Source organism: Ochrobactrum chromiisoli, from assembly GCF_026241335.1.
GTDB lineage: Bacteria > Pseudomonadota > Alphaproteobacteria > Rhizobiales > Rhizobiaceae > Brucella > Brucella chromiisoli.
In genome coordinates this window covers 15,398-39,785 of record NZ_JAPHAV010000007.1, presented here as the reverse complement: position 1 = coordinate 39,785, position 24,388 = coordinate 15,398, and the positions used below count along the sequence as shown (strand labels likewise).

Genomic DNA, 24,388 nt, shown 5'->3' with positions numbered 1-24,388 from the left:
TTTAGAGAATCATCAGTGGCTCGTCCTTAACCGGACGAATGGTCAAGGCTGTGCGGACCGAATCCACATTGGGCGCAGCCGTCAGCTCTTCGATGACGAAGGTCTGGAACGTGTTAAGGTCGCGCGCAACGCAATGCAGCAAAAAGTCGGATTCACCCGACACCATCCACGCGCGGCGTACCAGCGGCCACTGCTTGGTTTTCTCTGCAAAGGCTTTTAAATCGGCATCCGCCTGACGGTGCAGGCCCACCGAACAGAAAGCGACGAGATCCTGACCGAGTGCATTGCCGTTAAGGATGGCGCGGTAACCACGAATGACACCGCTTTCCTCAAGTTTGCGGACGCGGCGCAGGCAGGGAGGGGCCGAAATTCCAACCCGCTCAGCGAGTTCGACATTGGTGATGCGCCCGTTATTCTGGAGCTCCCGAAGGATTTTCCAATCGATTTCGTCCAGATCGGCCTTGATCGGCATATAAAACTCCGCGCGCAATGAAATTTCATTCAGGCGTAATAATAAAACACTCAGCGCCGCTATAGCGCAATGTAATCCTGCTCATACCAAAAGAAACGACCGGATGTAAACTGCTTAAAACGCTGTTAGCGCATCCAGAAAGTGCGTGTGAACAGGATAAATACGGTGACAAGCTCAAGACGCCCCGCGAGCATCAGGAATGAAAGCACCCAAAGCGCGGGATCGTGAATGGTGGAATAGTTGCCCACTGGTCCGATTGTATCGCCCAGACCGGGCCCGACATTTGACAGGGCAGTCAACGCGCCGGTGAAGGCGGAAACAAAATCCAGTCCGAGGGACGCCAGCAAGACGGCGCCGATGACAAGAGAAGCGATATAAAGAAACAGATAAAGCAGAACGTTCTGGGCGATCTCGCCGGACACTTCCGATGAACCGTAGCGGATTTTAATGACCGCATGGGGCGTGATCAGCCGCACGAGGTTCGCTTGCGTCAGACTCCACAAAATGATCAGGCGATTCATTTTTATGCCGCCGGAAGTGGAGCCAGCGCAGCCGCCAAGGAACGAGGCAAGAAAGAAAATGCCGATTGCCGGTGGTCCCCACAGCGAATAGTCTTCCGTTGTAAAGCCGGTCGTGGAAATGACGGATACAAAATTAAAAGATGCCGTGATCAGAGCACTTCCAAATGGAATATGCGAGCCAAGGCGCAGCACAATTGCCAGAATAAAGCTGAAACCAATAACAATGGCCAGAAACAACTTCACCTGGGGGTCAATGAGCGAATCCGTTCGACGTGGCATGAAAGCTTTAATGTAAAGAATAAACGGTAGCGCTGATAAGGCCATAAACACAGTTGATATAAGCAATATCAGGTGGTTGTCGTGGTAAAATCCGAAAGAGCTGTCATGCGTAGAAAAGCCAGCCGTGGCGATCGTCGTCATGCTATGGTTCACAGCATCAAATATGCTCATGCCTGCTGCGAAATATGCGATTGTACAAGCGGTTGTCAGGCTTAGATAAGCTGTGATGATGCCCAGAGCGATCTGGTTCATGCGTGGAAGAATTTTTTCCGATTTGTCGGAATTCTCCATATGAAAAAGCGCAAGCCCTCCTGCACGCAGCGATGGCAGCAGCAAAAGCGCAAGCCCGATAAAGCCGATACCGCCGATCCAGCAAAGAAGTGATCTCCACAGAATGATGCCGCGCTGCATGTCATCAAGACCTGTCAGAGCAGTGGCACCGGTTGATGTGATGCCTGACATCGCTTCAAAGAAAGCGGTGGCATAGCTGATTGGCAGATGGGAGAAATAAAGCGGGATCGAACCGAGGAAGCCGCCAGTCACCCACAGGCAGACGGTCAGCAAAAAACCAAGCCGCGGTGTGAAGCGGGTGTTGTGATTGTGCGTGGCCAGCAGAATCAGGGCAGACAAAGCGCCGGTTGCTGCGGCAGAACGCACGAAAACGAGCCAGTCATCGCTGCCATCGCGCAGATCGACGGCCGCTGGTAGCAGCATTGCCACAGCCATTACGAGGCCGAAACGCGCGCAGATATTGGCGACTGTCTTATAGATAGCGGTAGGCTCCAGCTTTTTGAAAGCAGTGATTTATTCTGCGTGTTTAACGCGGGAAACTGCCCGCTGCAATGCGGGTGTGGCGTATAGCTGTTCCGAAAGGTCACAAGCTGTGGGCGAAGGGCGGCAAACATGCAGCCAACCTTGCAAATGCGGGTTGGTGGACCTACCTTGGACATAATGTCAGGGCACTAGCCAAATCGAGTGCGAAAGCGATTCTCGCAAGCTTGACGTCCGCGAATTAAATCGATTTTTGGGACCGGAGAACTACCCTTATGTCACAGCGTCACGCGCCCGTTATTATTATCGGCTCAGGTCCGGCGGGTTATACTGCCGCAATCTATGCAGCGCGTGCGATGCTCAAGCCGATCATCATCACTGGTCTTCAGCAGGGTGGTCAGTTGATGATCACAACCGATGTGGAAAACTATCCAGGCTATGCTGAACCCGTACAGGGGCCCTGGATGATGGACCAGATGGCAACGCAGGCGCAGAATGTTGGCGCCGAGATTCTTTACGACATCATCACTGAAGTTGAGACCACGTCGCGTCCGTTTCGTCTGATCGGTGATTCTGGCACAGTTTACACCTGTGATGCGCTAATCATTGCCACAGGTGCGCAGGCCAAGTGGCTGGGCCTTGAAAGCGAACAGACCTTCATGGGTGGTGGTGTTTCAGCCTGCGCGACCTGTGACGGGTTCTTTTATCGCGGCAAGGATGTTGTGGTTGTTGGCGGCGGCAATACGGCTGTCGAAGAAGCACTTTATCTCTCGCACATCGCCAAGAGCGTGACGGTTGTTCATCGCCGCGAAGGTTTCCGTGCTGAGAAGATCATGCAGGATCGTTTGCTGTCACGCGATAATGTGAAAGTGGTCTGGAACAGTGTCATCGATGAGATTGTCGGCACTGAAGCCAAGCCGCCGATGGGCGCAACCGTGACCGGTGTGCGCTTGAAGAATATTGTTACGGGGGAGACGGCTGTTCATGATGCGCATGGCGTTTTCATCGCCATTGGTCACGCGCCGGCTGTTTCTTTGTTTGAAGGCAAACTCAAGCAGAAGCCAAACGGTTATCTTTGGACTGCACCCGATTCAACGGCCACAGATGTTGCTGGCATTTTTGCTGCTGGCGACGTCACAGACGATATTTACCGGCAGGCAGTCACGGCTGCGGGTATGGGCTGCATGGCTGCTCTGGAAGCAGAGCGCTGGTTGGCTGCACAGGAACCGCTGCACGAAGCTGCGGAGTAATGAGAGGGGGAGAAGGTGGTCGCACCGCTCGACTGGGATAAACTGCGCATCTTCCATGCTGCTGCGGAAGCAGGGTCTTTTACCCATGCCGCGCAGACATTGCATCTGTCGCAGTCGGCTATTTCGCGTCAGGTGAGCGCACTTGAGCAAGATGTCGGCGTTCCGCTGTTTCATCGACATGCGCGCGGACTCATTCTGACGGAACAGGGCGAAACGCTCTACCGGACGGCACATGACGTGCTGATGAAGCTCGAAAATGTTCGCTCCAAGCTTGCCGAAAGCAAGGAAAAGCCAACAGGTCGCCTGCGTGTGACCACAACGGTTGGTCTTGGCTCCGGCTGGCTGATCGAACGCATTCAGGAATTCGTTGAGCTTTATCCGGATATTCAGTTGCAGCTTATCCTCGATAATGAGGAGCTGGATTTGACCATGCGTCACGCGGACTGCGCCATTCGTCTGCGTCAGCCGCAACAGCCGGATCTCATTCAACGTCGCCTGTTTACTGTGCACATGCATGTCTATGCATCGGCAGGATATGTTTCCAAGCATGGAAAATTGAATTCCATTGAGGAAATTGACCAGCATCGCGTGGTGACATTCGGTGAGCCTGCGCCAAGCTATCTGACCGGCTTGAACTGGCTTGAGATTGCCGGCCGTACGGATGGTAGCTCACGTATTCCGGTTTTGCAGGTCAATAATCTTTTGTCGATCCGTCGCGCTGTGCAGCGTGGGGTCGGCATTGCGGTTCTTCCTGACTATATGGCCGATAAGGAATCGGGTCTCGTCCAGCTTCTGCCAGAGCTTGAGGAAATTCCTTCCTTCGATACGTTCTTTTGTTACCCGGAAGCGTTGAAGAATTCGGCCAAGCTGCATGCCTTCCGCGATTTCTTGTTCTCGAAGGCGAGAAACTGGGTGTTCTGATCAGGCTCAGAAATTAGCAAAAGGCCGCGCAGGATGACTGACGCGGCCTTTCGCTATTATGAACTCTCCAGGGCGATAGGGGAGTCGTTGTTCAGGTCTTATTCCCATTAAGATTATGTGGATAGACCTCGTGCATAACGTCATCAATCACGTAATGTATGAGTGTATCGACCTCGACGATTTCACTGCGAACTGTATCGTCCAGATTATGAACAACAGCCCCGATAATGCGCTCGCCCGGCAATTCTCGGTTGATTGCATGGGCGACAAAGCCTGCCGACGGTGCCCATACATAATTCGTTCCATTTGCTTGGCCCGACCATGCTCTATGCAGATGGCCGCTTGCATGAAGTTTGACATTATAATCCGCAAAGAGATCGGCCAGGCGTTGGCGAGGTCTTGGTGGAACACCCCAAAGGCCGGTGTTGCCTTCATCCAGCGCATCGACAAACAAAGGTTTGTGCGCAAAAACCGCGGCGGGTCGGCCGCCGCTTTCGCTTAATTGCTGTTCGAGCCAGAGGAACTGCTGTTCCTCGTCGGTTGAGCCGTCGCCGAGGATGAGACTGTTGAGACCGATCAGTCGCCATTGTCCAAAATCCCGCGCCCAGTAATCGGGACCGAAATGCGCGCGCCAGCGTTGCAGTCTCTGTGCATTGACTGGCTGGCGGCTTGCGGGCAAATGCCCGATGTCGTGATTGCCCGGAAGACACAGAATTGGCGCGGGAAGGTCGGCTATCAGCTCCCGACAAAAGGCCAGGTCTTCTTCGATATCGGCACCGTCTACTGTGAAGTCACCTGTATGGATGATCAGGTCCGGCTTCTGATCAGCTATCCAGTTAACGAGGGGAAGCCAGTTGCTGTTGAAGTGCGGCTTGGTTGGGCTGAGGTGCGTGTCGGTAATCTGTATGATCCGCAAGATAAGCTCCTGCGCAGCGCGTTGAATGAGTGAGGCTGCGAATTCTACATGGCTTCTAGGAGCATCAGATGACAAATTGGTTTCAGTTGAATGATCGTTTCATGACAAGCGACTGTCGAGCTGATTTGCTTGCCCACTAAAGTTATTTGCCATTATAAAAGGCATCGAGATTGATCATGTGCCTCTCGTTTAGGCGCGTCATTATTCGGTTTTAAAAAACTTTTTCGGTTGGTTAACTTGTAATATACTGATTTATTTGAGTTATTATAAAAATCAGAGCTATGCGTTAAATGCATAGCTGCATTGTTTTAAAGTTGAGTTGCAAAAACAATAATCACAGGGCATAAAGAATGCATCTCAGCGCTGCGTTTCCTCCTCCCATTTGCGCGCGCTGAGTGTTCCCCTCTGGAGGTTTGCCTCGAAGGCACCTTCAAAACTCAAAGCCAGACATTTGTCTGGCTTTTTTTTTGGCTTTGCGCTGAAGTCATTCCTTCCGACACATAAGCGGATACGACAAAGGGGCCTTTCGGCCCCTTTCATCATTTATATTCGAAGTTGTTAGCGCAGGCTTGCGCAGAAGCGCTGAATGCGTGAGCAAGCTTCTTCGAGCAAGGCATCGGACGTTGCATAGGAAATGCGGAAGTTCGGTCCAAGGCCAAAGGCCGAACCATGAACGACGGCAACGCCTTCAGCTTCCAGCAGTTCGGTGACGAAGTCTTCGTCGGTTTCGATGACCTTGCCAGCTTCCGTCTTCTTGCCGATCAGGCCGGCGCAGGATGGATAGACGTAGAATGCACCTTCAGGTGTCGGGCAGTGGATGCCGCTTGCCTGATTGAGCATCGATACAACCAGATCACGACGAGCCTGGAAGATCTTCTTGTTTTCTGGAATGAAGTCCTGCGGGCCATTGAGCGCTTCAACAGCTGCCCACTGAGCGATGGAGCAGGCGCCGGAGGTCTGCTGACCCTGCACCATGTCCATGGCTTTGATGAGCTGCAACGGGCCTGCAGCGTAACCAATACGCCAGCCGGTCATTGCATAGGCCTTGGACACGCCGTTCATGGTGAGCGTGCGATCATAAAGCGAAGGTTCAATCTGAGCAGGGGTCGTGAAGACGAAATCGCCATAGACGAGATGCTCATACATATCGTCAGTCAGAATCCAGACCTGCGGATGACGAACGAGAACGTCGGTCAGCGCCTTCAGTTCCGCTTCGGAATAAGCCGCGCCGGTTGGGTTTGATGGCGAGTTGAAGACCAGCCACTTGGTCTTTGGTGTGATCGCCTTTTCAAGTTCCGCGGCTGTCAGCTTGAAATTGTCTTCGATCTTGGTGTTGACGAAAACCGGAGTGCCACCATTGATCGCAACCATTTCCGGGTAGCTGACCCAGTATGGCGCAGGCACGATGACTTCATCTCCGGGGTTCAGGGTTGCCATGAAAGCATTGAACAGGATCTGCTTGCCGCCGGTGCCGACGATGACCTGTTCTGGCTTATAATCGAGGCCATTTTCACGCTTGAACTTGGCAACGATGGCCTGACGCAGCTCAGGAATACCGGCAACGGGTGTGTACTTGGTTTCGCCGCGATTGATGGCGTCGATGGCAGCCTGCTTGATATTGTCCGGCGTGTCGAAATCGGGTTCGCCTGCTCCCAGACCAATCACGTCCTTGCCCTTGGCTTTCAGTTCACGTGCTTTCTGACTGACCGCGATGGTTGCAGATGGCTTTACACGAGAAAGGGCGTCGGCGAGAAATGCCATGATAGATCTCCATAGATGGCAGGATCAGATAACCGGCACCGGGCACGGTCCGGTTTTGCGGACTTTCTATGTCCCATTGGCGCAAGAATCGCAACAACAGCTTTGCGGTTTCGCGAGAAAATACGGTTTCTCGCGCGATTGTGTTGCTGAAAAGTTCTGATCTATCAGTAATCCGACCCTATTGCTTCAATGAAACTGATTGGACAGGCTGCACGCAGATCGACATGTTATATCGGTACAGGAGAAGCAGATGCTCACAATCTATTCACAGCTCGATTCCGGAAATTGCTATAAGCCACGGCTTTTGCTTGCAAAACTCGGCAAGCCTTTCAAACATGTTACGGTGTCGGCACTCGACGGTTCAACCCAGACGCCTGAATATCTAGCGAAAAACCCGAATGGTAAAGTTCCACTGCTTGAGCTGGAAGATGGGCGTTTCCTTGCCGAATCAAATGCAATACTTCTCCATCTGGCAGAAGGAACGCCCTACCTGCCAAAAGACGCTTATGAGCGTGCACTGGTTTACCAATGGCTGTTCTTTGAGCAATACAGCCATGAGCCTTATGTTGCCGTGCGCCGCTCCTTGCTGCTTTACCCGGAGCGCGCGCATCTTGCCACGCCGGAGCGGCTGGCATCGACGCTTGCGGGGGGCAATAAAGCGCTTGGTGTCATGGAAGAGCAGTTGAAGAAGACGCCGTTTCTGGCAGGAGACAGGCTGACAGTGGCTGATATTGCGCTTTATGCTTATACACATGAGGCGCATCGCGGTGGCTTTGATATGGCGCTCTATCCGGCAATCAATGCGTGGCTTGCGCGTGTTATTGGCGATGACGGCCATGTCCCAATGGGCTGGCTGCCTTGATTTCAGATAAAGAAAAAGGCGGGGTGTTGCCCCGCCTTTTTCTCTGCTTTAGAGGCAAAACTTATGCTGCGACGAGGTTGTCGGCAGACGAACGGCCCGAACGACGGTCCTGTACGATTTCGTACGAAACCTTCTGGCCTTCGTCGAGCGTCGCAAGACCTGCGCGCTGAACAGCGGAAATGTGGACGAATACGTCCGTGCCGCCCTGATCAGGCTGAATGAAGCCGAAGCCCTTGGTCGTGTTGAACCACTTAACTGTTCCCGTAGCCATGGGAAATTCCTTTGTAACATTAGTAGTCGTTAGTCCGTATGCTTCGCACACGTCCCTGTGGATCGAATTTATGGACAGGAGATCGTCAGGAAGCACGGCAGGCCGGGCGGGTCGCAAAGTCACTTGACCGAAAAATCGATGCCAGAATTATATGTGACAATTTTGACCAAGACAAGACAGGCTTTGCTATCTCTAAAGGTCTATTTCTGTATCGCTTTTTCATATTTTAATGCTCAGGCGAGCGCTTGTTTCTGCCGAGGCGGGGCCTAACAGGTTTAAAAATATTGCTATAGCATACACCGGGAATTGATTAAGACGCGTTGGAAGAAGTCTGTTATTGAACGCGTGGTTTTTTACCGGCAAATTGTTGCACACATTCGGTGAGGAAAGACGTGGTATCCAAATCAAAGCAGGATAAGCCGCTCAGCGCCGAGCATCCGCTTCGTGACCGGTCCAATAAGGGCAAGCACGACGGCAATGATCTTTTCTCGCATGTGCATATGATGATGAGTGCATTCTGGGTTTCCCCGGTTCGCAACACTCTGATTGCAGTTGGAACCGGAATCTTTGTTCTGATTGTTCTGATCGCGGTCGGACAGGTCGCCATCAACCGCTGGAATGTACCCTTTTACAATGCGTTATCGGATCGCAATCTGAGCGCTTTCTTTCATCAGCTGCTGATTTTTTTCGCTATCGCTGGATCAATTCTTATCCTCAACGTGTCGCAGACATGGCTCAACCAGATGTTCAAGCTCAAGTTGCGGGAGGGACTGGCGCGCGATCTGGTGGGGCAATGGTTGCAGCCGGGGCGCGCCTTCCGGCTGGCAAAGGCTGGCGAGATCGGTGTCAATCCCGATCAACGCTTGCAGGAAGATGCGCGGCATCTGGCTGAAACAACCAGCGATCTTGGAATCAATCTGCTGCAATCGACCGTCATTCTGGTTAGTTTTGTTGGGGTGTTGTGGTCGCTTTCGAGCGGCTTTGTCTTTCATGTCGGGGGCTACAGTTTTTCCATTCCCGGCTATATGGTCTGGGCAGCGGTGTTTTATGCGGGTTCGGCATCGCTGCTGTCATGGTTTGTTGGCCGCAGTCTCGTCAATCACAATGCCAACCGCTATGCGCGTGAGGCCGATTTCCGCTTTTCGCTGATGCGGGTCAATGAGCATATCGATGCGGTGACGCTGGCCCGTGGTGAGGCGGATGAGCGGCGAAGGCTTTATCGCGATCTTGATGCTGTCTTGGTCGCAATCAAGCGGATCGTTATTGCGACGACCAATCTGACATGGGTGACGGCTGGCTATGGCTGGTTCACGATCGTTGCTCCCATTCTTGTTGCCGCACCGGTTTATTTTTCAGGCGGACTGACATTTGGCGGTCTGATGATGGCCGTGGGCGCTTTTACGCAGGTGCACAATTCGCTGCGCTGGTTTGTCGATAATTTTGGCGCCATCGCTGATTGGCGCGCAACGCTTTTGCGCGTGGCAAGCTTTCGGCAGGCTATTTTGCGCATGGATGAAATTGGCCATCCTGATCAGCAGATTGCGGTTGCGACCAATGAAGAGGAAAGCCTGACAATCGATAGTCTGTCGATTGCTTCCCCTGAAGGATGTCTCAATCTGGTTGAGAAGAAGGTTGTCATCAATCCCGGTGAGCGCCTGCTTGTAACGGGGGCGACCGAATCCGAGCGCAGCCTGTTCTTTCGGGCACTTGGCGGCTTGTGGCCGTGGGGCAGTGGACGCATCGGAATGCCTGCGGGAAACCGCGTGGTGTTCATTCCGCATGCGCCCTATATCCCGCCGGGCAATCTGCACGATGCGGTTGTTTATCCTTTGAACTCTGCTGACTTTTCAAAAAATCAGGTTGCCGAGGTGCTCAGACTGGCGGGACTTGAGCGGCTGGTGTCGCAGATCGACCGCCCGCTGCGCTGGGATCGGACGCTGACGGCTGACGAACAGCAAAGCCTCGCCTTAGCGCGGCTGGTGCTGCAAAACCCTCACTGGGTCGTGATCGATGGAACGCTGGATGGAATGGATGAAGAGGCGCGCAGGCGCGCTTATGATATTCTGGAAGGGCCTCTGAAGGCTGCTTGTGTTATTCACATTGGGAAAGGCATAGACCATAATGGCTTGTTCAAGCACAAGCTTCATCTGGAAATGGATTTGCAGGCCGATCCATTGCGTTTGCCGTATCAGAACTAAAGTTTTCGAAAGCGTTTCCTGTTTTGATCGAAACATCGGAAATGCGCCATCTATTTTTTCACGCATTATCCCACGCAAAACCGCTTCGTATTTTTGCTGCAAATGCTCCAATAGCAAAGGCCGCAGATTTTCATCTGCGGCCTTTTTCTTCTGCAAGCCGTGCTTATGTGCGGAAGTAATCCTGAAGCGGACGGACTTCCATTGAGCCAGCCTTAAGCGCTGCAATCGCGTCTGCGGCCGAATCTGCACCAGCCATAGTTGTGTAATATGGCAGTTTTTGCATCAGCGTTGCGCGGCGGATCGACTTGCTGTCAGAAACCGCACTTGCGCTGTCGGTCGTGTTGAAGACTAGGTGAATCTGGCGATTGCGGATTGCGTCTTCAACGTGTGGGCGGCCCTCAATAACCTTGTTGATCTTGGTCGCTTCTACGCCATTCTCTTCGAGGAACTTCTGCGTGCCACCGGTTGCCATAACCTTAAAGCCGATGTTTGCCAGTTTGCGCACCGGACCAAGAACACGTTCCTTGTCTTCGTCACGCACCGATACAAAAACCGTGCCCTCGCGGGGCAGTTCAACACCTGCACCGAGCTGCGCCTTGGCAAAGGCCAGCGCGTAATCATAGTCGAGGCCCATGACTTCGCCGGTTGAACGCATTTCAGGCCCGAGCAGCGTGTCAACGCCAGGGAAGCGGGCAAATGGGAACACGGCTTCCTTGACCGCAATATGCGGACGCGAAGGAGTCTTTGGCTTGCCACCATATGCGCCGAGCGCTTCTTCAAGGTTCTCACCGGCCATGATGCGGGCTGCAACCTTGGCAATCGGTGTGCCGATGGTCTTGGCGACAAATGGCACAGTACGCGAAGCGCGCGGGTTCACTTCAAGAATGAAGATTTCGCCGTCCTTGATCGCGAACTGCACGTTCATCAGGCCGCCAACATTGAGCGCCTTGGCGAGCAATGCTGTCTGGCGTTCGAGTTCGGTGACGATCTCTGGCGAAAGCGTATGGACCGGCAGCGAACAGGCAGAGTCACCCGAGTGAATACCAGCTTCTTCGATGTGCTCCATGATGCCGGAAACAAAACTGTCCTTGCCATCGCAGAGGCAATCCACATCCACTTCGATTGCCTGTGTCAGGTAGGTATCGAACAGGAGCGGGTTCTTGCCGAGCAGCGTGTTGATCTGGCCGGTCTTGTCGTTTGGATATTTGGCCTTGATGTCTTCCGGTACCAGTTCTGGAACCGTGTCGAGCAGATAGGCTTGCAGGCTGCGTTCATCGTGAATGATCTGCATGGCGCGGCCACCCAGAACATAAGATGGGCGCACAACCAGCGGGAAACCAAGGTCTGCTGCAATCAGGCGTGCCTGTTCAACCGAATAGGCGATGCCGTTCTTCGGCTGATTGAGACCCAGCTTGATGAGCAGCTTCTGGAAGCGGTCGCGATCTTCTGCAAGATCGATTGCGTCGGGCGAAGTGCCCAGGATTGGAATGCCGGCCTTTTCAAGTGCATTTGCGAGCTTGAGCGGTGTTTGGCCACCAAACTGCACAATGACGCCATGCAGTGTGCCTTTTTCCTGTTCGACGCGCAGGATTTCCAGCACGTCTTCTGCCGTCAAGGGTTCGAAATAGAGACGGTCCGACGTGTCATAGTCGGTCGAAACGGTTTCCGGGTTGCAGTTGATCATGATGGCTTCGTAATCGGCATCGTTGAGCGCGAAGGCCGCATGGCAGCAGCAATAATCGAACTCAATGCCCTGGCCGATACGGTTTGGACCCCCGCCGAGAATGACGACCTTTTTGCGATCCGAAACTTCGGCTTCTGAGCGTGGCTGGCCAACAAAAGGCGTTTCATAGGTCGAGTACATATAAGCGGTTGGCGAAGCGAATTCCGCAGCACAAGTGTCGATGCGCTTATAAACCGGATGCACGTCGAGATCATTGCGCAGCTTGGCAACGTCTTCGGCATCTTTGCCAATCAGGCTTGCAAGGCGCGCATCGGAGAAGCCCATCGCCTTCAACATACGCAGATTTTCCGTGTCCTGTGGCAGGCCATGTTCGCGAATACGGGCCTCGGTATTAACGATGCCTTCGATCTGCTCAAGGAACCATGGATCGATCTTCGATACGTCATGGATCTGCTCTGTGCTGAGGCCGAGGCGCATGGCCTGAGCGACCATGCGAAGACGGTCTGGCGTTGGTGTGCCAATGGCTGCACGGATTGCGTTCTTTTCGTCGCCTTCCTCGATGTTCGGGATAGCGATTTCATCCAGGCCCGTCAGGCCGGTTTCAAGGCCGCGCAGCGCCTTCTGCAAGCTTTCCTGGAAAGTACGGCCAATCGCCATGACTTCGCCGACCGACTTCATGGCGGTGGTCAGGATTGGCGATGAGCCGGGGAATTTTTCAAACGCGAAGCGCGGGATTTTGGTGACGACATAGTCAATCGATGGTTCAAACGATGCAGGCGTTGCGCCGCCGGTGATGTCGTTGTCGAGTTCGTCCAGCGTGTAGCCAACCGCAAGTTTGGCTGCGACCTTGGCAATCGGGAAGCCGGTTGCCTTGGAAGCCAGCGCCGATGAACGCGAGACGCGTGGGTTCATTTCGATGACGATCATGCGGCCATTGGCCGGGTTGATCGCGAACTGGACGTTGGAGCCGCCTGTTTCAACGCCGATCTCACGCAGCACCGCAATCGAGGCGTTGCGCATGATCTGGTATTCTTTGTCGGTCAGCGTCAGGGCAGGGGCAACGGTAATGGAATCGCCGGTGTGCACGCCCATTGGGTCGAGGTTTTCGATTGAGCAGATGATGATGCAGTTATCCGCCTTGTCGCGGACCACTTCCATTTCATATTCCTTCCAGCCAAGAACCGATTCTTCGATCAGCACTTCAGTGGTTGGCGATGCATCAAGGCCGCGCTCGATGATTTCAAAAAATTCCTGACGGTTGTAAGCAATACCACCGCCGGTGCCACCAAGCGTAAAGCTTGGGCGGATAATCGCCGGAAGGCCGACAACATCCATCGCCTGTGCAGCTTTGGCCAGCGCATGGCTCATATAGCGCTGCTTGCGCTCGACTTCGCCAAGCTGCCATTCAGTTTCAAGCTTATCGAGTGCCTTATCCAGATCGTCACCTGAATATTGCGCCTTGACTTCGTTGCGCTTCATTTCGTGGCGCTTGCGATCTTCGTCCTTGATTTCGGTCGCATTGGCGAGCATCGACGTCGGGGTATCGAGGCCGATCTTTTCCATGGCTTCGCGGAAAAGTGCGCGGTCTTCCGCCTTATCGATCGCTTCTGCGTTTGCGCCGATCATTTCAACATTGTAGCGCTCAAGAACGCCCATACGGCGGAGCGACAATGCCGTGTTGAGTGCCGTCTGTCCGCCCATGGTCGGCAGAAGCGCATCCGGGCGCTCCTTGGCGATGATTTTAGCAACGACTTCGGGTGTGATCGGCTCAATATACGTCGCATCGGCCAGATCAGGATCGGTCATGATCGTTGCCGGATTGGAATTGACGAGGATGATGCGGTAGCCTTCCTCTTTCAACGCCTTACAGGCTTGTGTGCCCGAATAATCGAACTCGCATGCCTGACCGATAACAATGGGGCCCGCGCCGATGATCAGGATCGATTTGATATCTGTACGTTTCGGCATGGGGGCGTATCCTTGTTCTTAGCCTGCCAGAAAAGCCCGCACGGTTTTCCGGCGGGTTGGCAGAGGTATATTCTGTGGGCTAAGTGGGCCTTATAGGCAATGATGATCCAAAGCGGAACCCCACAAATGCCCTTATTTAAAAGAAAATGCGGGCATTGACCAAAACTTCCTGGCAATGCCGCCTGTTATGGTCTCTCATTGATGCGTTTGTTGCAGTTGCGTCTTTGTTTGTGATTCCTGCTCATTTACTTTTTATGTTGCTGTGCCAAGAGTTTGTGCGACAATTGCCAGTAATAGATTGGTGCTGCCCTCTCATGGGCTGGCACGGTGAAGGGGAGTTGGTCCATGCGTTGGCAAGGCCGTAGACAAAGCGATAATGTTGAAGATGTTCGTGGACAACAAGGCGGCGGTGGCGGCTTTAGTGGCGGTGGCATGGGCGGCGGGCCAGGTTTTCGCATTATGCGGGGCGGCGGTATTTCCGGCATTGTTATTCTTGTCGTGCTGTTCTTTGTGTTGCGTGCGATCGGCATTGATCCGATGCCATTCCTTTTTGGCGATGGCAGTATTCAGTCCACGCAAACGAGCCAGCAGAGCAGTGGCGGTAAGGTTGCCAATGATGAGGCAACCCAATTTGCCCGGACGATTCTTGCTGAAACCGAAGATACCTGGAGCGGTATTTTCCAGTCGCGCGGACAGACCTACACGCCGCCGACCATGGTTCTATTTTCGGATGGTGTGCGCTCTGCCTGCGGCATGGCTTCATCGGCTTCTGGGCCGTTCTATTGCCCCGGGGATCGCAAGCTTTATCTGGACCTCACATTTTTCAACGAGCTCGCGACCAAATTCGGCGCATCTGGTGATTTCGCCAATGCCTATGTGATTGCGCATGAGGTTGGGCATCACGTTCAGAACCTGCTCGGCATTCTGCCGCGCTTCAATCAGATGCGCCAGCAGATGAACGAAGCGCAGGCCAATCAGATGTCGGTTCGGGTCGAATTGCAGGCCGATTGTTTTGCCGGTGTCTGGGGATATTACACCAACCAGAAGGGTATTCTGGAGGCGGGTGATCTCGAAGAAGCAATCAATGCGGCCCACCAGATCGGCGACGACACACTGCAAAAGCGCTCTCAGGGTTATGTGGTGCCGGAAAGCTTCAATCACGGCACGTCTGCGCAGCGCGCCAAGTGGTTCCAGCGCGGCTTTGATAGCGGCAAGATTGATTCCTGCGATACATTCAGCGGTGATGTCTGAAATTAAAGCTGCATGCAGACAAAGAAAAAGCCGGGATCAAATCCCGGCTTTTTCATTTCTTAACAAAGTCTTACTTCGGTGCTCTCAGGTGTTGATTCACGCAGCCTGTTCGCGTTCCGGCAGGAGTGCTTCGCCCTTTTTCTCGCGGATCAGATTGATGAACCGGCGGAACAGATAGTGGCTGTCCTGCGGGCCGGGAGAGGCTTCCGGGTGATGCTGTACGGAGAACACAGGCTTGCCGATGACGCGCAGGCCGCAATTGGTGCCGTCGAAAAGTGACACATGGGTTTCTTCCACATGGTCCGGCAGACTGTCGGAATCAACGGCAAAGCCGTGGTTCATCGATACGATCTCAACCTTGCCGGTGGTGTAATCCTTGACCGGATGGTTTGCCCCATGGTGGCCCTGATGCATCTTTTCAGTCTTGGCACCAAGCGCCAGTGCCAGCATCTGGTGGCCGAGGCAAATGCCAAAAACCGGCAAACCGCTATCAACCAGCTTTTGGATGGTTGGCACGGCATAGCTGCCGGTTGCCGCTGGATCGCCGGGGCCATTTGAAAGGAAGATACCATCCGGGTTATAGGCAAGCACATCTTCTGCGCTGGACGTTGCAGGCAGAACGGTGACCTTCGCACCGAGGCCTGAAAGCAGACGCAGAATGTTGCGCTTCACGCCGAAGTCGAGGGCGACGACATGGTATTGTACATCAGACTGTTCGCCATACCCTTCACCCAGCACCCATGGTGTCTGATCCCATGTCAGGCTCTGGCCGATGGTGACATCTTTGGCGAGATCGAGGTTTTCAAGACCGCTCCATTGGGCGGCACGGGTTTTCAGCGCTTCGATGTCAAATTTGCCTTCCGGGTCATGCGCAATGACGGCATTTTGCGCGCCGCGCTCACGAATAAGGGCGGTGAGGGCGCGGGTATCGATGCCGGCAAGGGCAATGACCCCGCGATTCTTAAGCCATGTATTCAGGTCTTCCGATGCGCGGAAATTGGAAGGGGTGGTGATGTCCGCTTTGAAAATCGCACCGACTGCGCCGTGGCGGTTGGCGGGCGTCAGGTCTTCAACATCTTCCGCATTGGTGCCGACATTGCCGATATGTGGGAAGGTGAAGGTAACGATCTGGCCGGCATAGGATGGATCGGTCAGGATTTCTTCATAGCCGGTGAGGGCGGTGTTGAAGACAACTTCTGCTTCAATCGCACCCGTTGCGCCAAGGCCCTGACCTTCAATGACGGTGCCGTCAGCAAGTACGAGAACGGCGGTTCGCTTTGCAATTGTCCAGGGTGCTGTTTTCGATGGGGCTTCGGTCATGGCGTGCACTCCTGCGTGGTTTCGCGTTTGCCGTCTGGCGCGCGTTTTGGTTTATCAGTCATGCGGCATGTATCCGAGTTTCAACCTCTCATTGCGAGCAGCTTGAAAAATGGAGTTTCCGGGGCCATATATGCGCCAAAACACAGCGGGGATTAAACTTCCCGCCGTGAGCACATGCCGATGTCCTGCTAAGCCCTGACAAATAGAGAAACTTGGACGCGCGGTCAATCGCAGGAACGCAAGCTTTTTACGAAAATTTGGGATTGGGTCTATTCCGTCATACCCAGCTTCAACCCCTAATCCTCAACAGGCCCTAAGACGTGTGATTGCTTATGGCCCCGCTTTTGGACTAGAAGCGGTTCTAATTGAACATTTTACAGATATTAGGAGAATAATATGCTGCGCCAGGAGATTTCTCAGGCAATGACCGATGCCATGAAGGCACAGGATAAGCTTCGCTTGTCGACGCTGCGTCTGATCATGGCTGCGGTTAAGGATCGTGATATTGCCAATCGTGGTGCAGGCAAAGATCCGGTCGGTGATGAAGAACTGCTTGGCATTCTGGGTAAGATGGTCAAGCAGCGCGAAGAATCTGCACGCATTTATGAAGAAGGCAATCGGATTGAACTGGCCGAAGGTGAGCGTGCCGAAATCGCGATCATCAGCGATTTTCTGCCAACGCAGATGAGCGATGACGAGGTTAAGGTGGCCTGTGAGGCGGTCATCGCCGATATTGGTGCACAGGGACTGCGCGATATGGGTAAGGTTATGGCCGCTCTTAAAGAACGCTATGCAGGACAGATGGATTTCACCAAAGCCAGTGCGCTGGTGAAAACGCTGCTGCAGTGAGATGCGTAGAACCGCCTAGCGGCGGTTCGATCCTCAACTGAAATGCCGGGGCACGCAAATGGTCATGTCTGCTTGCCTTGGATTGGCGATATTTCGAACGTTTTATATTGCCGGAACTATCTTCCTGAAGCATTCTGGTCGTTCACCCGTCAGGCATTTTGTGACGCAAACAAACCAAAATCGGATGAACGACCATGGAAACCACCCAACTGCATCGCGGTCGGCTTATCGACCATATTCAGCTTGTTGTCCGCGATATCACGGCCAGTCAGAATTTCTACACGGCTGTTCTGGCGGTGCTGGATATCCCTATTGTAACGACGGCGGACGACTACTTCTGGGCTGACGAGCTTGTTGTGTCGTCGGCGGATAGTCCGGCCGCACTCGGTGTATTGACAGGACGCCACCATCTGGCCCTTCAGGCAAAGGATCGTGCAACAGTGGATGCTTTCTATCGTGCTGCACTGGAAAATGGTGGGCAGGATAACGGTGCTCCTGGCGAGCGCCCTTATCATCCCGATTACTATGCGGCTTTCGTGCTCGACCCCGATGGTAATAACATTGAGGCCGTCTACCATGGAAAGGCGCGACGCAGCGCACCCTCTGTGGTGATCGATTTTTAATGCTTGCTGTTACGAGCCTTGTTTCGCTGTTTTCAGGCGCGTGGTGCTGAGCAGGCCCTGTTCCTCAAGAACCGGATAAGCCATTGATGCCAGCAGTGAATTGATCTGCTTGAGATCGCGAATGGTATCGAGATGAATCGTGCTTGTTTCGATGCTTCGGGTCGAACCATCGCGAAGGCGCGAGAAGTGGCGCATGCTTGTCTGCTTTTCCAGTTCGCGCAGATTGTCTTTTTCCTGTACGAGCTGGCGGGCTGTGTGTCCGTCGCGAGAGACGATCACATTAAAGGCCATATGCGCATTGGCGAGCACCATGGCGTGGAAGTGGGTGAGTTCCTTCCAGCCTTCCTCGGTGAATTCGAGCTTGTGATCCATCTTCTTTTGCACATGTGCGAGCATGTTGCGCACGATGATGTCGCCGACCTGTTCAAGCTTAACGCAGGCGCCCATCAGTTCCTGCATGCGCAGCGCTTCAAATTCATCCAGATCCTTGCTTGCAACTTTTGTAAGATAAAGCTTGATCGCGGCATGTTTTGTATCAACCCGGTCATCAAGAGCTGCCAGTTCATTGATGCGTGTCTGATCGGGCTTTTCATAAAGGTCTATAATACGGCGCAGCATCACTTCAATCGTGTCACACACGCCCACGACTTCACGTGTTGCATTGGCAAGTGCCTGTGAGGGCCGGTCGAGAACCGCCATATCCAGTGCACTGTATTCTTCGAATTCAACCGGCTGAATGGGTGCGTTTTTGTCAGCGTTGAGGTGGACGAGTGCGTCGGTGGCGCGCAGAACCAGCCCCGACAGCGGAATGCCTGCAACCATGACAATGACGTTGAACAGAATATGCGCATTGACGACCTGCGAGACCGGATCGCCGCCCAGAAAACCAATCGAGGGTTTGAATGTCTCAAACAGGACCAGGATCACCAGCGAACCGGCACCGCGCATCAACAGATTGCCAAGAGGCACGACGCGCGTTTCCGGCGGTGCATTTCGGGTCAGGATGGGGGCGATGATTGACGAGCCGAGATTGACGCCCAGTACCATAACCACGGCCAGTTCCGGCGCGATCAGTCCGCGTGAAGCGAAAGTGGTGAGCAGAATGACGGCTGCGATACTTGAATGAAACAGCCATGTCATGAGCGCTGCCAGAAGATAGGCGGTTATCGGATCGCCGGACAGATAATCGACGATGATGGGCAGCAGCTCGCTTTGGCGAAGCGGTTCCGTTGCCTGCCCGGTCATTTCCAAAGACATGATGAGCAGCCCGATACCCACCAGAATGCGGCCAATCTGTCGCCAATCCCGTCGTTCGGTGGTCATGAAAATCGCAGTGCCGGAAACAAGGCAGAGCGGTACCAGCAGGGTCAGGTCATAGCTTAGAATTTTGACGACAAGTGCCGATCCCAGTTCGCCGCCGCGCACGGCCATCAGGCCAGCGACGCCGCTCACAATGCCTGAACCGACGAAAGAGCCAACCAGCAGCGTTACAGCGGTCGAGCTTTGCAAGGCGATTGCCAGCGCAAGGCCAAAGGCAATTGAAAGCAGGGGATTTTGCATCTGGTTGCGCAGACGACGGCGCAAACGATCGCCATAGGCGCGCTCCACTCCTGTTCGCACCATGCGCGTCGCCCAAAGCAGGAGCGCGACTGCACCAGCAAGATGCAAAAGGACCAGAGAACCGTTCACGAAAAATCCTTTCGGCTTGGGAGTGAAAAATGAAAACTCGTCAGGTTAAGCTTACGCAACGAAAAGAGAAAAAATATGTTCCGGCTAATGATTATTTGAAGGAATATGGGCTGGAAATGGCCTTAAATCAAGCGTTCCTATTGTAATGTGACAGGTATATGACAGTTTTATGAATGTCGGAGCCGCGTCCAATCATCATCCTTATCCGCTTTACAGCATGTGATTAGCGGGGAGGGCCGCTTGTGTGCGATGGACTGTATGATTGTGCGGGCCTATATGTATGTCAGTCTGCATATCATGCTTATCTGACCCGAAAGTGACAATCGTAATGCGTTTTCCGCCCTCCTTTCTTGATGAGATCAGAGATCGCGTGCCGATTTCGACGCTGATCGGAACGCGCGTTTCATTTGATCGGAAAAAGAGCAATCCGCCGAAAGGTGATTTCTGGGGCCGCTGCCCGTTCCACGGAGAAAAGACGCCGAGTTTCCATTGCGAGGATCGCAAGGGGCGTTATCACTGCTTTGGTTGCGGTGTGACCGGTGATCATTTCAAATTTCTGACTGAGCTTGAGGGCGCAAGTTTCCCGGAAGCAGTTGAGCGCGTTGCCGATATGGCGGGCGTGCCGATGCCGGCGCGTGACCCGGAGATGGAAAAGCGCGAAGCACAACGCGCAACGCTTTATGATGTGATGGAATTGGCTGCGCAGTTTTTTGAAAGCCAGTTGCAGGTTGCAGCCGGAGCGAAGGCGCGTGCCTATTTGCGCGACCGTGGGCTTTCCAGTGCAACGCAGCAGACATTCCGTATTGGGTATGCGCCCGAATCGCGCAATGCGTTGAAAGAATTTTTGGCCTCTAAAGGCGTCGCCAAAGATCAGATTGAGGCGTGTGGTCTTGTGGTGCATGGTGAAGGCATCGCTGTTTCTTATGACCGCTTCCGGGATCGCATCATGTTCCCGATTGAGGATTTGCGCGGGCGGATTATCGCCTTTGGTGGCCGTGCACTTTCAGCCGATGCGCCTGCGAAATATCTGAACTCACCTGAAACCGAGCTCTTTCATAAGGGGCGGGTGCTTTATAACGGGCTGCGTGCGCGCAAAGCCTGTCAGCCGCAGGGGGGCGAAGAGGCCAAGGCGATTATCGCGGTTGAGGGCTATATGGATGTGATTGCGCTTGCGCAGGCTGGAATTCATCAGGCTGTGGCGCCGCTTGGAACGGCGCTGACCGAAGAGCAGCTTGAATTGCTTTGGCGCATTAGTCCTGAACCGATCCTTTGTTTTGACGGTGACGGAGCAGGTGTGCGTGCAGCCCATCGTGCGGCTGATCTTGGTCTGCCGAGTTTGCAGCCGGGAAAATCACTGCGCTTTGCTATGTTGCCGGAGGGCCAGGACCCGGATGATCTGGTCAAGGCGGAAGGTCCGTCGGCGTTTTACGCAGTTTTGCGGGATGCCAAGCCGCTGGTCGATCTGGTGTGGACGCGCGAAACGGCAAGCGGCGTGTTTGATACACCGGAGCGCCGTGCAGAGCTCGAAGCACGCTTGCGCGAAATTACCAATCGCATCGCAAATGAGGATATTCGACGCCATTACAGTCAGGAAATGCGCGACCGGGCACAGGCGTTTTTCGGGCAGCGGCGGCAGAACAATGGCGGAAATGCTTTCAATCGCGACAAAGGCAAGGGCCGGGGTGCGCAGAGCGGTCGCGGAGGGGCAGCCGCCTTTGGTGGACGCCTTGCTTTTTCAGACAGTCTGACGCGGTCCAATGTGGTGAAGGGGCGAAATGCGCCTTTGCGCGAAACAGCCATTGTCCTGATGCTGCTCAATCATCCGCGTTTGATTGAGGAAGATTTCGAGGCGATCGCGGCTCTTGATCTTGAGCATGACGCGTTGAAGGTGTTGCATTTTGCAATGCTTGATGTTCTCGCATCAGCTCGTGTGGAAGATGGCTTAGCCATGCGCAAGGCGCTGGTCGCGGCCGGTCATGGCGAGGTGATCGAAATGCTTGAAGCAACGGTGCGCCGGACACGGGAATGGACGGCGACCGCACAGGCTGCGGAAGATGATGTTCGCGAAGCCTTAAAACAGGCGCTTCACTTGCATCAGCGCGCGCGCACCCTACATAGGGAACTGCGCGCTGTCGAAGCATCGCTTGATAGCGATGAAACGGGTGAAGTTTTTGCCCGTCTCATCGATATTCAAAAGCAGATCGCGCAGGCAGAAGCGACCGAAGCTCTCATCGATGGGTTTGGATTGTCTTCAGGACGCAGTGCCGGTTCGTCGTAACGCTATCCGAATCACTTTGCGCCGATGCGCCGTTGAAACCGCTGGATTTGTAAGAATTTGGGACGGTTGAGGGCCTGAGGCGATGACGCGACAATAAATGATTCGCTTTTTAGAGCCGAATCAGGTGAGTCGCTCTTGACGCGCGGCGCAAATGGCGGAATCACGACAGTTCAAACAAGGAATAAAGAACTGATATTGCAGAAATTACCTGAATGAGTTCCTGAATTCTTCCTTGATGGGCATCAATCACAGACCGGGCAGGGCCTTTATGGCGACCGTCGATACCGGATCTACCCACAGGAATTTGGAGACTGCAGGATCCGTTAATGAAGGCAGGGTTAATCCGGCATTAACGTGAAATCAGCTATTCGCAGAATCAACAGTTAAACGGCGCTCTCGCAAAACCGTTTGACCACTCTATATATCTTATACGCGACCGGTGTCGCCTGGAGACGAGCAATATGGCAACGAAAGCTAAGGAAAACGAAGAAGCCGAAGTCGAGCGCGAAGGTGCGACCGACGGGCCGCTTCTCGACCTTTCTGACGATGCTGTCAAGAAGATGATCAAGGTTGCGAAGAAGCGCGGCTACGTCACCATGGACGAGCTGAATGCCGTGCTTCCTTCCGAAGAAGTGACATCTGAGCAGATCGAAGACACGATGGCTATGCTGTCGGACATGGGCATCAATGTTGTTGAAGACGACGAGCAGGAAGCTGATCGCGACGATAACAATGAGGATGAACAAGAAGAAGGCGGCGATCTGGTTGAGGCAACCGGCACAGCCGTTGCCGCAACGACCACAAAAAAAGAGCCGACTGACCGCACCGACGATCCTGTGCGCATGTATTTGCGTGAAATGGGTACTGTTGAGCTTCTGTCGCGCGAAGGCGAAATCGCTATTGCAAAGCGCATTGAAGCCGGTCGCGAAACGATGATTGCCGGGCTTTGTGAAAGCCCGCTGACATTTCAGGCCATTATCATCTGGCGTGAGCAGCTGAATGAATCCAACATTTTGCTGCGTGAAATCATTGACCTTGAAACTACCTATGCCGGCCCAGAAGCCAAGCAGGCTCCGATTGTCGAGCGCGTGGAAGAAGAAAAGCCACGCGATGATAAGGGGCCGCGCCGTTCGCGTGATGACGACGACATTACCAATGTCGGCGGCGATATGCCTGCGGAAGAAGAAGAGGATGATGAGGACGAAGCCAATCTGTCGCTGGCAGCTATGGAAGCTGAACTGCGCCCACAGGTTATGGAAACGCTCGACCTTATTGCCGACACCTATCGCAAGCTGCGCAAGTTGCAGGATCAGCAGGTTGAAAGCCGTCTGGCTGCCACCGGCGAACTCTCATCCAGTCAGGAACGCCGCTATAAGGAGCTGAAAGATCAGCTGATCAAGGCGGTTAAGTCGCTTTCGCTCAACCAGAACCGTATCGAACAGCTCGTTGAACAGCTTTATGACATCAACAAGCGTCTGGTTCAGAATGAAGGCAGGCTGCTGCGTCTGGCCGAATCCTTTGGGGTTCGCCGTGAAGAATTCCTGAAAGAATATCAGGGCCACGAGCTTGATCCGAACTGGATTGAGCGTGTCAGAACATTGACTGCACGCGGCTGGAAAGATTTCGCGACGAAAGAAGAACGCGCAATTGATCGGCTGCGTTCAGAAATTCAGATGCTTGCTACTGAAACCGCGATTTCGATTGGTGAATTTCGCCGTATCGTCAATCAGGTTCAGAAGGGCGAACGCGAAGCAACCATTGCCAAGAAGGAAATGGTGGAAGCCAACCTTCGTCTCGTGATCTCTATTGCCAAGAAGTACACCAACCGTGGCCTTCAGTTCCTTGATCTTATTCAGGAAGGCAATATCGGCCTGATGAAGGCGGTTGATAAGTTTGAATATCGTCGTGGTTACAAGTTCTCGACCTATGCGACATGGTGGATCAGACAGGCAATCACCCGTTCGATTGCCGATCAGGCGCGTACCATCCGTATTCCGGTGCACATGATCGAAACGATCAACAAGATCGTTCGTACATCGCGCCAGATGTTGCATGAAATCGGTCGTGAACCAACGCCGGAAGAACTGGCTGAAAAGCTCGCGATGCCGCTTGAAAAAGTGCGCAAGGTTCTCAAAATCGCCAAGGAGCCAATCTCGCTTGAAACGCCAGTGGGTGATGAAGAAGATTCACATCTGGGTGATTTCATCGAAGATAAGAATGCGCTGCTGCCCATCGATGCTGCCATTCAGGCAAACCTTCGCGATACGACGACCCGCGTTCTCGCTTCGCTCACGCCGCGTGAAGAGCGCGTTCTGCGTATGCGTTTCGGTATTGGCATGAACACTGACCACACGCTTGAAGAAGTCGGTCAGCAGTTCTCGGTGACACGTGAACGTATTCGCCAGATTGAAGCGAAGGCGCTGCGCAAGCTCAAGCATCCGAGCCGTTCGCGCAAGCTGCGTTCGTTCCTCGACAGCTAAGATTTTTTCGCCCGACACCGGATA

17 protein-coding genes are annotated in these 24,388 nt (G+C 53.7%); 9 read left to right on the top strand and 8 right to left on the bottom strand.

The window, feature by feature from the left end; translation table 11 throughout:
* Nucleotide 1: 1 nt before the first annotated feature.
* Nucleotides 2-472 (bottom strand): Lrp/AsnC family transcriptional regulator, encoded by a 471-nt coding sequence (locus OPR82_RS14170; protein WP_095447076.1) that lies wholly within the window; start codon nt 470-472, stop codon nt 2-4.
* Nucleotides 473-597: 125 nt separating this feature from the next.
* Nucleotides 598-1,998, bottom strand: coding sequence for a TrkH family potassium uptake protein (locus tag OPR82_RS14165; RefSeq protein WP_265985530.1), 1,401 nt, complete (start codon nt 1,996-1,998; stop codon nt 598-600).
* 320 nt (nt 1,999-2,318) lie between these two features.
* Between OPR82_RS14165 and trxB the strand changes: the two genes are divergently transcribed.
* Both trxB and OPR82_RS14155 read left to right on the top strand, forming a co-directional pair.
* Nucleotides 2,319-3,293: a thioredoxin-disulfide reductase gene (trxB, locus tag OPR82_RS14160; protein WP_265985529.1), complete on the top strand. Its 975-nt coding sequence runs from the start codon at nt 2,319-2,321 to the stop codon at nt 3,291-3,293.
* Between the two features lie 15 nt (nt 3,294-3,308).
* Nucleotides 3,309-4,214, top strand: coding sequence for a LysR family transcriptional regulator (locus tag OPR82_RS14155; protein WP_265985528.1), 906 nt, complete (start codon nt 3,309-3,311; stop codon nt 4,212-4,214).
* Nucleotides 4,215-4,305: 91 nt separating this feature from the next.
* On the opposite strand, the gene OPR82_RS14150 is transcribed toward OPR82_RS14155, so the two are convergent.
* Together OPR82_RS14150 and OPR82_RS14145 are read right to left on the bottom strand one after the other, a co-directional pair.
* Nucleotides 4,306-5,130 (bottom strand): metallophosphoesterase family protein, encoded by an 825-nt coding sequence (locus tag OPR82_RS14150; RefSeq protein WP_265985527.1) that lies wholly within the window; start codon nt 5,128-5,130, stop codon nt 4,306-4,308.
* Nucleotides 5,131-5,688: 558 nt separating this feature from the next.
* Nucleotides 5,689-6,891, bottom strand: a complete 1,203-nt coding sequence (locus OPR82_RS14145) for a pyridoxal phosphate-dependent aminotransferase (RefSeq protein ID WP_265985526.1) — start codon at nt 6,889-6,891, stop codon at nt 5,689-5,691.
* A 250-nt stretch (nt 6,892-7,141) separates the two neighbouring features.
* Between OPR82_RS14145 and OPR82_RS14140 the strand changes: the two genes are divergently transcribed.
* Complete coding sequence (locus OPR82_RS14140; RefSeq protein WP_265985525.1) at nt 7,142-7,753, top strand: glutathione S-transferase family protein; 612 nt, start codon at nt 7,142-7,144, stop codon at nt 7,751-7,753.
* Nucleotides 7,754-7,814: 61 nt separating this feature from the next.
* On the opposite strand, the gene OPR82_RS14135 is transcribed toward OPR82_RS14140, so the two are convergent.
* Nucleotides 7,815-8,024: a cold-shock protein gene (locus OPR82_RS14135; RefSeq protein WP_006471898.1), complete on the bottom strand. Its 210-nt coding sequence runs from the start codon at nt 8,022-8,024 to the stop codon at nt 7,815-7,817.
* A gap of 392 nt (nt 8,025-8,416) precedes the next feature.
* Between OPR82_RS14135 and OPR82_RS14130 the strand changes: the two genes are divergently transcribed.
* Entirely contained in the window at nt 8,417-10,222 is a 1,806-nt protein-coding gene (locus OPR82_RS14130) for an ABC transporter ATP-binding protein/permease (RefSeq protein ID WP_323054554.1), read from the top strand.
* 163 nt (nt 10,223-10,385) lie between these two features.
* Here the strand turns inward: OPR82_RS14130 and carB are convergent, their stop codons facing one another.
* Nucleotides 10,386-13,874: a carbamoyl-phosphate synthase large subunit gene (carB, locus tag OPR82_RS14125; RefSeq protein WP_265985524.1), complete on the bottom strand. Its 3,489-nt coding sequence runs from the start codon at nt 13,872-13,874 to the stop codon at nt 10,386-10,388.
* A gap of 345 nt (nt 13,875-14,219) precedes the next feature.
* On the opposite strand from carB, the gene ypfJ reads away from it, so the two are divergent.
* Entirely contained in the window at nt 14,220-15,125 is a 906-nt protein-coding gene (ypfJ, locus tag OPR82_RS14120) for a KPN_02809 family neutral zinc metallopeptidase (RefSeq protein ID WP_265985523.1), read from the top strand.
* 96 nt (nt 15,126-15,221) lie between these two features.
* On the opposite strand, the gene carA is transcribed toward ypfJ, so the two are convergent.
* A complete protein-coding gene (gene carA, locus OPR82_RS14115) occupies nt 15,222-16,445 on the bottom strand; it encodes a glutamine-hydrolyzing carbamoyl-phosphate synthase small subunit (RefSeq protein ID WP_265985522.1) in 1,224 nt (407 codons plus the stop codon).
* Nucleotides 16,446-16,841: 396 nt separating this feature from the next.
* On the opposite strand from carA, the gene OPR82_RS14110 reads away from it, so the two are divergent.
* Both OPR82_RS14110 and OPR82_RS14105 read left to right on the top strand, forming a co-directional pair.
* Entirely contained in the window at nt 16,842-17,294 is a 453-nt protein-coding gene (locus OPR82_RS14110; protein ID WP_265985521.1) for a GatB/YqeY domain-containing protein, read from the top strand.
* A 194-nt stretch (nt 17,295-17,488) separates the two neighbouring features.
* Complete coding sequence (locus OPR82_RS14105) at nt 17,489-17,917, top strand: VOC family protein (protein ID WP_265985520.1); 429 nt, start codon at nt 17,489-17,491, stop codon at nt 17,915-17,917.
* 9 nt (nt 17,918-17,926) lie between these two features.
* Here OPR82_RS14105 and OPR82_RS14100 read toward each other — a convergent pair whose 3' ends face one another.
* Complete coding sequence (locus OPR82_RS14100) at nt 17,927-19,606, bottom strand: Na/Pi cotransporter family protein (protein WP_265985519.1); 1,680 nt, start codon at nt 19,604-19,606, stop codon at nt 17,927-17,929.
* 328 nt (nt 19,607-19,934) lie between these two features.
* Between OPR82_RS14100 and dnaG the strand changes: the two genes are divergently transcribed.
* Together dnaG and rpoD are read left to right on the top strand one after the other, a co-directional pair.
* On the top strand, nt 19,935-21,884 hold the full coding sequence (gene dnaG / locus OPR82_RS14095) for a DNA primase (RefSeq protein ID WP_265985518.1): 1,950 nt from the start codon (nt 19,935-19,937) through the stop codon (nt 21,882-21,884).
* A 461-nt stretch (nt 21,885-22,345) separates the two neighbouring features.
* Nucleotides 22,346-24,364 (top strand): RNA polymerase sigma factor RpoD, encoded by a 2,019-nt coding sequence (gene rpoD, locus OPR82_RS14090; RefSeq protein ID WP_265985517.1) that lies wholly within the window; start codon nt 22,346-22,348, stop codon nt 24,362-24,364.
* The last annotated feature ends 24 nt before the right edge of the window (nt 24,365-24,388 follow it).

Excerpts from the sequence above, each read along its gene's own strand:
- OPR82_RS14170 (WP_095447076.1), bottom strand. The coding sequence starts at position 472 with ATGCCGATCAAGGCCGATCTGGACGAAATCGATTGGAAAATCCTTCGG.
- OPR82_RS14165 (WP_265985530.1), bottom strand. The coding sequence starts at position 1,998 with ATGGCTGTGGCAATGCTGCTACCAGCGGCCGTCGATCTGCGCGATGGC.
- trxB (WP_265985529.1), top strand. The coding sequence starts at position 2,319 with ATGTCACAGCGTCACGCGCCCGTTATTATTATCGGCTCAGGTCCGGCG.
- OPR82_RS14145 (WP_265985526.1), bottom strand. The coding sequence starts at position 6,891 with ATGGCATTTCTCGCCGACGCCCTTTCTCGTGTAAAGCCATCTGCAACC.
- OPR82_RS14140 (WP_265985525.1), top strand. The coding sequence starts at position 7,142 with ATGCTCACAATCTATTCACAGCTCGATTCCGGAAATTGCTATAAGCCA.
- OPR82_RS14135 (WP_006471898.1), bottom strand. The coding sequence starts at position 8,024 with ATGGCTACGGGAACAGTTAAGTGGTTCAACACGACCAAGGGCTTCGGC.
- carB (WP_265985524.1), bottom strand. The coding sequence starts at position 13,874 with ATGCCGAAACGTACAGATATCAAATCGATCCTGATCATCGGCGCGGGC.
- ypfJ (WP_265985523.1), top strand. The coding sequence starts at position 14,220 with ATGCGTTGGCAAGGCCGTAGACAAAGCGATAATGTTGAAGATGTTCGT.
- carA (WP_265985522.1), bottom strand. The coding sequence starts at position 16,445 with ATGACCGAAGCCCCATCGAAAACAGCACCCTGGACAATTGCAAAGCGA.
- OPR82_RS14110 (WP_265985521.1), top strand. The coding sequence starts at position 16,842 with ATGCTGCGCCAGGAGATTTCTCAGGCAATGACCGATGCCATGAAGGCA.
- OPR82_RS14105 (WP_265985520.1), top strand. The coding sequence starts at position 17,489 with ATGGAAACCACCCAACTGCATCGCGGTCGGCTTATCGACCATATTCAG.
- dnaG (WP_265985518.1), top strand. The coding sequence starts at position 19,935 with ATGCGTTTTCCGCCCTCCTTTCTTGATGAGATCAGAGATCGCGTGCCG.
- rpoD (WP_265985517.1), top strand. The coding sequence starts at position 22,346 with ATGGCAACGAAAGCTAAGGAAAACGAAGAAGCCGAAGTCGAGCGCGAA.